The sequence below is a fragment of the Flavobacterium sp. 2755 genome (genome assembly GCF_031455715.1).
GTDB lineage: Bacteria > Bacteroidota > Bacteroidia > Flavobacteriales > Flavobacteriaceae > Flavobacterium.
In genome coordinates this window covers 392,917-407,255 of record NZ_JAVDTG010000005.1, presented here as the reverse complement: position 1 = coordinate 407,255, position 14,339 = coordinate 392,917, and the positions used below count along the sequence as shown (strand labels likewise).

6 protein-coding genes are annotated in these 14,339 nt (G+C 35.8%); 3 read left to right on the top strand and 3 right to left on the bottom strand.

Features of this window, described 5'->3' with window-relative positions:
- Nucleotides 1-79 precede the first annotated feature (79 nt).
- The 3 genes from J2Y38_RS14535 (at nt 80) to J2Y38_RS14525 (ending at nt 5,874) form a co-directional block, all read left to right on the top strand.
- The gene (locus tag J2Y38_RS14535; RefSeq protein ID WP_309843809.1) at nt 80-1,009 is read left to right on the top strand and encodes an AraC family transcriptional regulator; all 930 of its coding nucleotides are present in this window, start codon (nt 80-82) and stop codon (nt 1,007-1,009) included.
- Between the two features lie 128 nt (nt 1,010-1,137).
- A complete protein-coding gene (locus J2Y38_RS14530) occupies nt 1,138-2,547 on the top strand; it encodes a sugar porter family MFS transporter (RefSeq protein WP_309843806.1) in 1,410 nt (469 codons plus the stop codon).
- 18 nt (nt 2,548-2,565) lie between these two features.
- Complete coding sequence (locus J2Y38_RS14525) at nt 2,566-5,874, top strand: DUF5107 domain-containing protein (protein WP_309843803.1); 3,309 nt, start codon at nt 2,566-2,568, stop codon at nt 5,872-5,874.
- Nucleotides 5,875-6,184: 310 nt separating this feature from the next.
- Here J2Y38_RS14525 and J2Y38_RS14520 read toward each other — a convergent pair whose 3' ends face one another.
- The 3 genes from J2Y38_RS14520 to J2Y38_RS14510 form a co-directional block, all read right to left on the bottom strand.
- Nucleotides 6,185-8,452, bottom strand: a complete 2,268-nt coding sequence (locus tag J2Y38_RS14520) for a GH92 family glycosyl hydrolase (protein WP_309843800.1) — start codon at nt 8,450-8,452, stop codon at nt 6,185-6,187.
- A gap of 298 nt (nt 8,453-8,750) precedes the next feature.
- Entirely contained in the window at nt 8,751-11,090 is a 2,340-nt protein-coding gene (locus J2Y38_RS14515; RefSeq protein ID WP_309843798.1) for a glycoside hydrolase family 95 protein, read from the bottom strand.
- A 141-nt stretch (nt 11,091-11,231) separates the two neighbouring features.
- On the bottom strand, nt 11,232-14,225 hold the full coding sequence (locus J2Y38_RS14510; protein ID WP_309843795.1) for a discoidin domain-containing protein: 2,994 nt from the start codon (nt 14,223-14,225) through the stop codon (nt 11,232-11,234).
- Nucleotides 14,226-14,339 lie beyond the last annotated feature (114 nt).

Genomic DNA, 14,339 nt, shown 5'->3' with positions numbered 1-14,339 from the left:
AATAGTGTTTCAAATGTACTTTTGATTATTCGTCTCAAAATGGACATTTTTTTTAAAAGCATGGATTAAATTACGATATTTGGAAAAGACAATCCAGAAAATGAAAAATTCATCTCAAAAAGAAAAAACAAAAGTTAAAGAAGGTTTCTTAGGACAGCGCATGATTGTGATTCCTAAAAACATACTTTCAAACATCAAAAAAAATCCTCTTATTGCGAGTTTGTATTTTACAGATATTGGAGTTTTCCCAAACGCGAGCCATCATTCCATGAAACGAAAACACGGAAGCAAGCAATACATTTTGATTTATTGTTATAAAGGAGAAGGCATTATCAGCAAAGAGCATAAAACTATAACGCTCAAAGCGAACACTTTTTATATTATACCGCCAGAAGTTGCGCACGATTATTATGCTTTAAAACAAAACCCGTGGAGTATTTTCTGGATTCATTTTACTGGACCACAAGCGCCTCATTTTTACGACAAATTCATAACGGAGTTTCCAGATTCAGCACCGCAGCTTTCACTTGAAGAAAGACGCATTGAACTTTTTGAAAACATACTCGACGTTATGGAAGACGGTTACAGCGCGAGTAATCTCGAATTTGCTAATCTTTCACTATGGCAATTGCTGAATGCTTTTTTATATGAGAAATTTTTCATTCAAAAGAACCGAAAATTTTCAGAGGATAATACTATTGAATCCGCAATTGACTACATGAAAAAACATCTGGATCTTTCTCTAAAAATCAATGATGTTGCTGCTTATTTTAATTATTCCTCATCCCATTTTTTTACCTTATTCAAGAAGCAGACCGGCTATTCTCCCATACATTATTTCAACTATTTAAAAATGCAGAAAGCCTGTCAGTATCTTAGTTTCACTACGATGAGCATAAAGGAAATTAGTTTTAATTTAGGGTTTAATGATCCGCTGTATTTCTCCCGTTTGTTTAAAAAAATAATGAGTACTTCGCCTATACAATATCGCACAGAATACAAACAGTAACGCAATGGTTTTCGTATTTTAATACACCGCATCAAAAAATCAGATTATAATCCATCTATTCAAAAAAAATATCCATAAATCAAAGGTTTCTATTCCGCTAATTTTACAAAAGCTATTAAACCCTTTTTATGAAAAATTATAATTATACCTTTTTACTATCGATTAGCCTTGTTGCAGCATTGGGTGGTTTACTCTTTGGCTACGACTGGGTTGTAATAGGTGGTGCAAAACCATTTTACGAAATTTATTTTGGCATTTCAGATTCTCCGGCGCTTCAGGGCTGGGCAATGAGTAGTGCCCTTGTTGGCTGTGTGGCAGGTGCAGCAGTTGCCGGAAAACTGGCAGATACGTACGGAAGACGTCCTATGTTAATTGTTGCCGCCGTATTATTCTCCTTATGCGCCATTGGCACGGGAGCTTCAGAAACTTTTACCATATTTATTATCTGGCGAATTATTGGAGGAATCGGAATTGGGATTGCTTCTACAATATCACCTTTATATATCGCAGAAATTGCGCCTCAGGAAACCCGCGGACTTTTTGTTTCGATTAACCAACTTACTGTAGTTATAGGAATTCTGGCAGCACAAATAACCAATATGCTGATTACAGAAGTGATTCCCGCAGGTTATACGCACGCTCAAATTCTGGCTTCATGGAACGGACAAACGGGCTGGAGATGGATGTTTTGGGCAGGATTTTTTCCGGCAGTTTTATTCTTTCTTTTAATGTTTTTAATTCCCGAAAGCCCTAGATATCTGGCTAAAAAAGGGAAAAACGAGACGGCAGAAGCAACACTTACCAAAATTGGCGGATTAGCTTACGGAAAAGAAGCTATCACAAAAATCAAAGAAACGTTTACAGACGAAACGGAGAAAACAGATTTCAAAATGTTACTCGACAAAAAAGCTTTGCCAATATTAATAATTGGTATTGTTTTGGCGGCTTTTCAGCAATGGTGCGGCATTAATATCATTTTTAATTACGCTCAGGAAATCTTTGTTTCAGCTGGTTACAGCATCAACGATTTATTTATGAATATCGTGATTACCGGAAGCATCAACTTAGTTTTCACTTTGGTTGCTATGGGAACTGTAGACAAATGGGGACGTAAAAAATTAATGCTTTTTGGATCTGCTGCATTGGCGATAATTTATGCTTTATTAGGCTATTTTTATTATACTAATGTTACCGGTTTCCCTTTATTATTACTCGTATTATTAGCCATTGCCATTTACGCAATGTCACTTGCACCTATTACCTGGGTTATTTTATCTGAAATTTTCCCAAACCGAATCAGAGGTGTTGCGATGTCTATTGCCACATTTGCACTCTGGATTGCTTCTGCTCTATTGGTACAAACATTTCCAATTTTTAACGAATACCTGGGCACATCAGGAACTTTCTGGGTGTACGGTATTATCTGTGCCTTAGGATTTGTATTTGTTTTCAGAAAACTTCCTGAAACAAAAAACAAAAGTCTTGAAGAGATTGAGGAACTAATGGTTTCTGATCGTCAATCGAAGAATATTCAATAATCTAAATTTCATTACATCATGCAAAAAGTAAATGTTTGGAAGGAAAAAATAATCCTGCCAACTTATGAGGTGGGCAAACCTGAAAAAAATCCTGTATTTATTGAGAAAAGAGTATACCAGGGAAGTAACGGATCTGTATACCCGTATCCGGTTATTGAAAAAATAGCAGACGAAAAAACGAACAAAGAATATCAGGCGGTTTATCTTGAAAATGAATTTATTAAAATAATGATTTTGCCTGAACTTGGCGGACGAGTTCATATGGCGTATGACAAAACTAAAAATCGTCATTTTGTTTATTATAATCAGGTTGTAAAACCGGCATTAGTTGGACTTACAGGCCCGTGGATTTCTGGCGGAATCGAGTTTAACTGGCCGCAGCATCACAGACCAACGACTTTTGATCCTGTTGATTTTACGATAGAAGAACACGAAGACGGAAGCGCAACAGTTTGGTGCAGCGAAGTAGAACGTATGTTTAGAACCAAAGGAATGGCAGGTTTTAGATTATATCCTGATAAAGCATATTTAGAAATCAAAGCGCAATTATACAACAGAACATCGTTTCCACAGACATTTTTATGGTGGGCAAATCCGGCAGTTAAAGTAAATGATGATTATCAATCGGTTTTTCCACCAGATGTAAATGCTGTTTTTGATCATGGAAAACGTGATGTTTCTTCTTTCCCAATTGCAAAAGGGACGTATTATAAAGTCGATTATTCGCCGGGAACTGATATTTCTCGTTATAAAAATATTCCAGTTCCAACTTCTTATATGGCGATTGCTTCGAAATATAATTTTGTGGGCGGATATGAAAATGATTCAAAAGGCGGATTACTTCACGTTGCGAATCATCATGTTTCTCCCGGAAAAAAACAATGGACTTGGGGACACGGCGATTTCGGTCGCGCATGGGATCGTAACCTTACGGATGAAGATGGGCCTTATATTGAATTAATGTGCGGAGTTTATACGGATAATCAACCGGATTTTACGTGGATTATGCCGGGAGAACAAAAGGATTTTACACAATATTTTATGCCGTATCGTGATTTAGGGATTGTAAAAAATGCGACCAAAAATGCGATGGTTAATTTAGAAAGTATTGATGATAAATTAGTCATTAAAGCTTATACAACTGGCGTTTATCCTAAAACTACTGTTACTTTAAAAAATAATGATGTTGTTATATTCCAAAAACAATATGATGCTTCACCATACAATTCGTTTGAAGAAACAATTGATTTTAATTTTGGTTTAGAAGGTTTATCAATTGCCGTAACCGATGCAGATGATAAAGTTTTAGTAGACTGGAATTACGAAGGCCAAAACGAAGATGAAATTCCCGAAGCTGCAAAACCGGCTCTTGCTCCGGAAGATATTGTAAATAACGAACAATTGTTTCTAACGGCTCAGCATTTAGAACAATACAGACACGCTACTTACAGTCCGATTCCATATTATGAAGAAGCTATAAAACGTGATTCTGGAGATATTCGTTCTAACAATGCAATGGGATTGTGGTTAATGCGCCGAGCAAAATTTGCAGAAGCGGAACCTTATTTTAGGGCAGCAATAAAAACATTGACACAGCGAAATCCAAATCCGTATGAAGGTGAAGCTTATTTTAATTTAGGATTATGTCTTAAATATCAAAATAAAAACGAAGATGCTTACAGTGCTTTTTACAAATCAACATGGAATGCGGCCTGGCAAAATCAGGGTTGTTTTTATGTTGCACAGCTTGACGCTCTAAAAGGTGATTATGATTTGGCATTAACGCATATTAAAAAAGCAATTTCTAAAAATACCGAAGACCATAAAGCACTGCATTTGCAAGTAGCACTTCTTCGAAAATTAAATCAAAAAGAAAAAGCGCTTGCACTTACAAACAACTATTTGCAAGACGACTGTTTTAATTTTGGATTACTTTATGAGAAATATCTTTTAAGTAATGATAAAAAAGACCTCAGCTATTTTAATTCTCTTATCCGAAACAACATTCATACGTATATCGAATATGCTTTAGATTATAATGCTGCCGGTTTTTATGAAGAAGCTGCCGGATTATTAAATGAAGGTTTGAAAGATGAAAATACATACCCAATGGCGTGGTATTTTGCAGGTTCTTTTTATGAAAAATTAAATGATTTCGGTCAAGCCGAAAAATGTTTCAAAATGGCTTCTGAGGCAAAACCGGATTATTGTTTCCCAAATCAGGTTGAAGCTGCGTTGGTGCTTCAAAATGTAATTGAGAAGCAAAACAATGATGCTAAAGCGTTATATTATTTAGGTAACTTTTGGTACGCTTCGAAGTTTTATGATGATGCTATTTCCTGCTGGGAACAATCTGTCGCTATAGACAATAGTTTCCCTACGGTGCATCGTAATTTATCATTGGCGTATTACAACAAATTGGGCGATGAACAAAAAGCACTTTCGAGTTTAGAAAAAGCTTTTTCATTAGATTTAGAAGATTCAAGAATCCTGATGGAATTAGATCAGTTGTACAAACGTTTGAACAGAGATTTGGTTTTCAGATTGGCTTTCTTAGAAAAACATTTAGAATTAGTAATTCAGCGTGATGATGTTTATTTAGAAAGAGCCGCTATTTACAATCTTTTAGGAAAACATGATAAAGCGTTAACCTTATTACAAAACCGAATTTTCCACCCGTGGGAAGGCGGCGAAGGAAAAGTGAGCGGACAATATCTTATTTCTTTAACTGAAATTGCAAAACAGCAAATCTCACAAGGAAATTACGATAAAGCCATAGAACTTTTGGAACAAGCTCAAATTTATCCTGATAATTTAGGTGAAGGAAAACTTCCGGGTGCACAGGAAAATGATATTCATTACTGGCTTGGCGTTGCTTACGAAAAGAAAAACGATTTGAAAGAAGCTCAAAACTGGTGGCAAAAAGCAACTCAGGGATTAGACGAACCAACGGCCGCTATTTTCTATAACGATCAACAGCCGGACAAAATTTTCTATCAAGGTTTAGCTTTCTTAAAATTAAATAATACTGCCGAAGCAGGAAAACGTTTTGAAAAATTAGTCGCTTACGCTCAAAAACATGTAAACGATGCTATTACGATCGATTATTTTGCAGTATCGCTTCCAGATCTTATGATTTGGGAAGATGATTTAGATAAACGAAATAAAATTCACTGTCTATATATACAGGGATTAGGGCTTCTGGGTCTTGATAAAAAAGCAGAAGCAGAACAGACTTTTGAAACAGTTCTTGCAGAAGAAAAAAGCCATTCAGGCGTTACGATACATTTATCCTTATTGAAAAATGAGGAATCAGTTTTTGTTTAAGTTAGTATTGGTAATTTAAGTTTAGCCCCGACAGATTTTTAAAAATCAGTCGGGGCTTGTGGTTTTATTTTTAAAACGAAAATGGAATCTCCTCAATTTTGTCATTCCGAGGAACGAGGAATCTTCGTTGCAAAATCGATAAAGATTGATACTTAGGAATGGAATTTCTTTGTAGAGTTACTTGTGAAGATTCCTCGTTCCTCGGAATGACAAGAATGCGTATAAACACATTCCGGCTAGTTTCTAAAAATGAAGTTTAAATTAAAATCTGCTAAAACCCGTTCAACCCACATAATCCGTGGGCAAGAATCTAATTATCCGGCCTATCCTCTAATTTAACTCCCCATTTTTTATTAGGCTTTGGTCCCATACTAAATTCTAAAACCCCGCCATTATCAATATCCGATTGATGAATAAAAGTCTTAGTATACGTTTTACCATTTAGCTTTGCGCTTTGGATATAAATATTTTTATCTGAAACATTCTTTGCCACAACTTTAAAAGTCTTCTCATCTTTCAACTGAATTGAAGCTTCTTTTAATAATGGAGAACCAATAACATATGTACCGCTGGCAGGATTAACAGGATAAAATCCCATCGCACTAAAAATATACCAAGCCGAAAGTTCTCCGCAATCATCATTTCCCGAATAACCGGATGAAGTTGTGTTGTACATTTTCTTCAAAATCTCAGCTGTGTATTGCTGCGTTTTCCACGGCTGACCTGCATAATTATATAAATAAGCGATATGGTGACTTGGCTCATTTCCATGTGCATATTGACCAATAAAACCAGAAGCATTATCATTTACTTCTTCCGGTTTATCTTCCAAAGTGAAAAAAGTATCTAGCTTTTTGGTAAAAGCATTATCTCCTCCAACCAAATTTACAAGTCCTTTTACATCTTGCGGAACATACCAAAAGTATTGCCAGCCATTTCCTTCCGTAAAAGGATATCCACCATTTGCACCATACTTTAACGGATCAAAAGGTTCTATCCAATTGCCTTTATCATCTTTGGCTCTAAAGAAACCAATTTGTTTATCATATAGATTTCTGTAGAATTGAGAACGTTTTGTAAAATGATTACAATCATCTGTTTTTCCGAGTTTCTTTGCCAATTCTGCCACGCACCAATCATCATACGCCATTTCTAAAGTCAGGGAAACCGATTGTGATTTTAAATTTTCGGGAATGTATCCGTACTTTTCCCAAATGTCAAATGGTGATCCGGGATGTTCACGAACTGCTGAATTTTTTACAGCTTCAAATGCTAAGTCTGCATTAATGCCGGATAAATTTTTAAGCACGGCATCAACCACAACTGGAATAGCGTGATTGCCTATCATACAATAATTTTCCTGGCCCCATAACTGCCAGATTGGTAAATAGCCAAAGACTTTATAATACTCCAGCATACTGTTTACAAAATCAGCAGAACGTTCCGGCTGCAAAATGGTATATAATGGATGTGCTCCGCGGTACGTATCCCACAAAGAAAACGTTGAATAATAAGGTTTAGAAGAATTTCTAACCGTAAAATCTGCCGATGGATAATCGCCGTTTACATCTGATAAAGTATTCGGCTGAATAAAAGTATGATACAAAGCGGTGTAGAAAATCTGTTTTTGTTCGTCTGAACCGTCAATTTTTATTTTGCCGAGTTCCTTTTCCCAAACAGCATCTGCATTGTTTACGGTTCCGTTAAAATCCCAAGTAGGAATTTCAGCTTGCACATTCAAACGGGCATTTTCTATGCTTGTCGCAGAGATTCCAACTTTCACCAAAACTTCCTGTTGTTTCGAAATATCAAAATCTAAGATTGCTTTGATTGCATTTCCATTAACGATTTTCGCATTCTCATAAACATTACTCCCGTCTTTTATATGATTATGAATTATGGGCTGTGAAAATTCCGCATGAAAATATACTTTTCGCATTGGTGCCCAGCCTGTAATAATGCGATATCCCTCGATAGTATGATCATTTGGAAACGACAATTGCGAAGCAATAATACGTGTATTCCAATCTGATTTTTTCATCGAATGATCTAAATCGATGATAATATGGGCTTCTTTATTTTTCGGAAAACTGTATTTATGAAAGCCCGTGTGTGTTGTCGCCGTCAATTCTGCCTTTATTTGATAATCCAAAAGTTCTATGCTATAATAACCTGGTTTTGCCGATTCTTTATCATGCGTAAATTTAGATTGATAGGCATTTTGTCCTTCTGTTTCTTTAACTATTGCACCGCTAAAAGGCATTAACATAATGTCGAATAATTCTGCAACACCAGTTCCGCTTAAATGCGTGTGGCTGAAACCTGCAATGGTATTATCGTTATAATTATAACCGCAGGCAACGCTCCAATCAGGTGTATTTCGGGTATCGGGACTAAGCTGTACCATACCAAACGGTACTGTCGCTCCGGGATAATTATTCCCCGAAAGTGGCGATCCGTGTGCCGCTCCCGTTCCAATAAACGGATTTACATGTGAGGTTATTTTTTCTGTTGTCTGCGCTGTTAGAAGTATAGAACTTAGAAATGCACCGCAGATTATTATTTTATTGTAATTCATTTTTTTTTAAGATAAAAATTAATGACATGATTTCATTCTTCTTTTTAATTGCCTCCAGCTTTAGCTGGAGGTTAGAAGAATTAATTTTAAAAAGGCTTTAGCCAAAACATTATGATTTTGGCTAAAGCCCTTTGTTAATAGACTTTTTTTAAACCTCCAGCTAAAGCTGGAGGCAATTAATTTTTTATTGATATTGTTAAGTCCTGCAAGGTTTTCAAAACCTTGTAGGTTTAATTTTTTATTTCACTTTACAATTTAATACCTACAAGGTTTTAGAAACCTTGCAGGAATATAAAAACTACAATTTCGAAGATGTAATCTCTTTCAATTCTCCATTTACTTTCACTTTTACTTTTATGGGTATAGGAGATAATATTTCATATTTGGTGACTTTTCCTTTTTCCCATTTCATATTTATGGTAAAATTACCTTCGGCTTTAAGTCCTTTTACTTCACCTTCCTTTAACCAAACATCTGGCATAGCAGGCAATAAATCTATAAATCCGGCGTGGCTTTGAATCAGCATTTCACCAATTCCTGCTGTAGCTCCAAAATTGCCGTCAATTTGAAATGGCGGACCTGCCGAAAGTAAATTTGGATAAACTCCTCCTCCTGCTCCATAATTAATATTCGTAGCAAGCGTTGGTCTCAAAATTGTTTTTAATAATTTATAAGCTCTGTTTCCTTCTTTCAAACGAGACCAAAACAACATTTTATACGCAATTGACCAGCTTGGCCCATCATCTCCTCTAACTTCAAGAGTTTTTTTAGCTGCTTCGGCAAGTTCTGGTGTACTTTCTGGAGTTATTAAAGAGGCAGGATATAATCCGTATAAATGAGAAATGTGGCGATGTTGTGCGTCTGGTTCTTTATACGGTTTTAGCCATTCCTGAATTCTTCCGTCGGGACTAATAACTCCCGGCGGCGGCAATAATTTTAATCTTTTTTCAAGATCAGAACTTAAATCTTTATCGATTCCCAATTTTTGAGAAGCTGTGATTACATCATTAAATAATTCACGAACAATTTGATTATCAATTGTTGGTCCCATACAAACATGCGCATCCTGACCATTTGGCAAGAAAAATGAATTTTCTGGAGAAACTGATGGTGAAGTTACCAGCCAGCCTGTTACCGGATCTTTTACGAGCATGCTGTTATAAAACTGAGCTGCTCCTTTTATAATGGGATAAATTTCTGCTAAATAAGTCTTATCGTTTGTATACAAATAATGGTTCCATAAATTGTTGCACAACCAGCCTGAACCTGCTTTTGCAATTCCCCATGAAGCACTTTCGCCTGGTTCTGTAAATCCCCAGACATTGGTAATTACGTGCGCTACCCAGCCATCTGCATTGTAGTAGGCTTTTGCTGTTTTTTCTCCGTAAGGAACCATTCCTTTGACCAAATCTTTTAATGGAAGATTTAATTCTGAAAGATTCCCCGTTTCCAGTGCCCAATGATTCATCTGCACATTTACATCAAGATGATAATCTCCGTTCCATGGCGTCTGCACCTGATGCGCCCACAATCCTTGTAAATTTGGCGGAAGCAATCCAACTCTTGTACTGCTGATACTTAAATATCGTCCGTATTGGTAAAACAAAACCGGAAGTTCGGTATCTGAATCTGGTTCTTTTAAAAAAGCATCTAAACGTTCATTTGTAGGCAATATTTTTTTGTCTGATTTTCCAAAGTTTAAAGCCACACGATTGAATAATTTCTGATAATTCTGAATGTGGGTTTTCTTCTGATCCTGATATTTCTTTTGAATTGCTGCATCTAAAATTTTATCTACAGAAGTTTCAAAACTTTTATCTTTAAAATCTGTTCCTGCGGATATATAAAGTACAACTTCGGTTGCATTTTTTATTTCAATTGAATTATTAGTATATAAAGCGCTTCCGTCAGTTGTTTTAGCTTTTACTTTGGCTTTATATTTCATTCCTTTTCCGTCAATTCCATTATTCAGCTGTCCTGTCATAACAAGAGAATTGTCATTTTCATTTAGCGTTTTAAAATGTTCTGGTCGGTCTAACTGTACGGTAAAATTCAGCTTTCCTTTTTTACTGGAAGTAAGTTTTACAAAAAGGGCATCATCGCCAAAACCTGCAAAATATTCACGTTTATAAGTAACTTCGTCAATATTAAATTGTGTGGCTGAGGTTGCAGTTTGTATATTTAAGTTTCGGCTGTAGTTAGTGGCTTGTGATTTGGTTTTGTAATCAAATTTCAGGGTCATATTTCCTAAAACCTGATAACATCCAAATTGTACATTTGCGCCGTCTCCACTTCCTGATCCTGGTCCCGTGCAGACAAAATTCTCATTGATCAGTTTCTCGGCTTCAGTATTTTTATCTGCTAAAAGCAATTCTCTTATTTGAGGCAGAAATGAAAATGCTTTGTAATTATTGGCATCTTGTGGTGATCCGCTCCAAAGGGTGATATCATTTAAAACCAATTTTTCGGTTGTAACGCCGCCGTCGGGCATAATTCCTAAACGTCCGTTTCCTAAGGGTAATGTTTCTTCCCATTGAGATGCCGGTTTTTTATACCATAATTCTAATGGATTATTTTGTGAATAACCTAAAATGGGTATTAGTATAAATAGTAATGCTTTGTATTTCTTGATATTCATATTGTATTGTTTTTTGCCACAGATTAAAAGGATTAGAATGATTTTTTTAGTCTGTGGGAACTTGTATATTTTTTCTCCGTTTCGATTAAACCTGACAGGTTTTAAAAACCTGTCAGGTTTGACGTTGACGATATGATTTCCTTATTTATTATACGGAGTCGCTTTTACAACTGGTTTTTCTCCATTTTTTAAAGCTGATTCATCAAATTCTATTGTAACTTCTTTGCTTTCTCCTTTTAGCAAAGTAAAGTAGCTATCGCTTACAATTGCGGGTAATATTTGAGTTCCCGATTTGTCATTTACTGCTTGTATCTGGATTCCGAATGCAATTCCTGAAGGGCTTGAAATCTTCGATTTAATAACATACTTCCCGTTTTGTTTTACCACTTTACTGGAAACATTTACGTTTGCTTTTGGCAATTTATTCAAATCTGTGAAATCTTTCATATTAGAACCTCTCCAATAAAAATTCTCACTCATTACTTTATTCTGAGCATCTTTTAGTTTTAATCGGATGAAATGTACCGGACTCAAACTCGAAGTATCGGCATTAGTTTCTGCTCCAAAAACTTTGAAATCATACAAGGAATATCCCCAGCCTGAACCTCTTTTTATTCCCAACATTCGAACATAACGGCCTTTTGTTTCATCAAACGAAATATTCTGAAGTCCTTGTTTTCCATCTTTAATCGTACTTACATATGTCCAGTTTTTGGCATCTGTACTTATTTGAATTTTATATTCTTTTCCGAATGCATTTTCCCAGTTTAAAACTACGCGATTGATGATATATTCGTTTTCAAGATCGATGTAAATCCATTCATCATCTGTTGATTTACTTGCCCAGCGGGTATTTGAATCACCGTCTGTAATATCTTTTGTGTTTCCTCCATCTGTCGATGATGCGGTAACATTTTTTTGAAAAGCTAAATCCTTCTGATTAGAGTAAAACGGAATTACAAAACTTTCTGTCGCTGTATTTGAATAAGAATCTACAATGGTATTTTGGCTGAACTTCGCTACCGATTTTCCATCTAAATTATAAATCGTTGCTTCGGCAGTCAAATTCTTAAAATCAGTTCCGGTGGTATTGATTACTTTAACTGAATTATTTACTGGACTCCATTGAATATGCATAGGTTCACATGCCGATTTTACGCCCCAATAAGCTCCTGTTAAATCATAATAATAATCGTAAGTCTGCCAAACCATACTTGGATAAGAGGACTGACTCATCCAAATCATTATCCCCGAAGCGTCTTCCCACATATGATCTAACCAGCCTTCGTACATGGCTTTGTTGGTTTCGATATTTAATAATTGGGCTTTTCTGGTATATTCTTCGAGATTATTTGGTTTGCCGTAACGTTCTGTTATGCTTTTATCGTAATTATCGGGAGAAGCATTAAAGGCTTTTTGTCCGAAGAAATGTTTGTCCCACATATCGTTTCTTGGCCACCAGTCTTTTTCGGGAATAAATTTTTTGAAACTTTCTATATTCGGAAAAACGGCTGTACCAATTTCAGATCTTAAACCCCAGCTTGGGCCGTCTCCTGTTCCTAGGTAAGGTTCAGGATATTTTGTAAAATAAAACCTTGGATCTTTATTGCCCCAAAGTCCGCTGCCGCTTAAGTTTCCTGTGTTAGAACAAGGCTGATAATAACGGTCGTTGTTGTCAAAAGTTTTGATATTTTCGGCAATCCATCCGTTGAGCGGAGGTTGAGGTAAACCTTCATTATTTCCGCACCAGATTGCGATACTGGCATGATTTCTAACTCGTTTTATTTTCTCAATTACATTGCTGTTGAAAACATGAATATCTAAAGGAAGGTTCGGATTTGCATTTAGCCAAAAATCATCCCAAACCATAATTCCGTATTTATCGCAAGCCTGGTAAAATTCATCATCTGTTGTTGAACCTAACCAGTTACGAATAATATTGTAATTCATTTCTTTGTGAAGTTTGACCTTCAAATCATATTCTTCACCTCTGCAGCGAAGCATATATTCACTCATTCCCCAATTTCCTCCTTTAAGAAAAACGCGTTTTCCATTAATCGAAATATGCAAAACGCCGCCTTCTGTATCGTAAGTATACTTTTTGATTCCGAAGGTTATTTTTTGGGAATCAGAAACTACATCTCCAATTTTAAATGTGAATTGGCACGTATATAAATTAGGATCTCCGTAACCATTTGGCCACCATAATTTAGGGTTTTGAATAGAAAGTTCCGGAAACTGTTCTTTGCTTAATTTTACACTTGTAACTGCATTGGCATCAAGACTTATTTTTTTAGAAAAAGTAATATTTCCAGGCATTATTACACCTGTTAAAACTCCTTCCTGATTTTGTGCAGATGAATTTTTAAGGTCGACTTTTACATCTAAATCTGCACGAGCGTTCGTTGGTAAATTAGTATGAACCCAAGGATCTGCAATTGTTACTTTATCTGTATTGCTTAAAAAAACATCATCTGTAATTCCTGAATTTAGTCCCGGTACATACGGCATCCAGTCCCAGCCGGCACTTGAAATATAAGTTGGGCTTCCGTAATTGTTCAAAGGCTGTTTTGGAATACTTACTAAAATAGTCAGCACATTTTTTGCTTTGCGGTGCACTAATTTTGTAACATCAAATTTACCGCGCTGCATCATTCCACTAAGCGTGGCTAGTTTTTTTCCGTTGAGGTAAATATCACCTTCACGATTGATTCCTTCAAAGTTGAGCCAGATAATTTCTTTGGTAAAATTTTCGGGAATGCTAAATTCTGAACGATACCAAAAACTACGGTCGTATTTTGATTTATCTACCTGATAAATATTGTCGCCAAAATTGGGGTCTTTTTCTAAACCGCTTACTACATAGGAATTAAAAACCGTACCCGGAACTACTGCTTTTACCCAGTCTTTATCTGAATAATCTGCAGCAGTTATTTTAAGGCTGTCTTTTCCTAATTCTGCCTGCGGTTTTAGTTTCCAGACAATGTCTGAAGAGTTCAGACTTACTTTATTCTGAGCATAAAAATGGAACGATAAGGCATTTAAAACAAATAAAGTGATATAAACCTGAATTGTATTGAATTTCATATTGTTATTTGAATGATGAAAAATTGTAACTAAAAATAAGAATGCCATTTTGGAATAAGTTTTTCTAACAGAATTCTCAGGACTGTTTTATTACCTATACCCAAAATGGCATTACAAATCAAAAACTGTGATTATTAACCAAAAAATCACATAACCAAACGA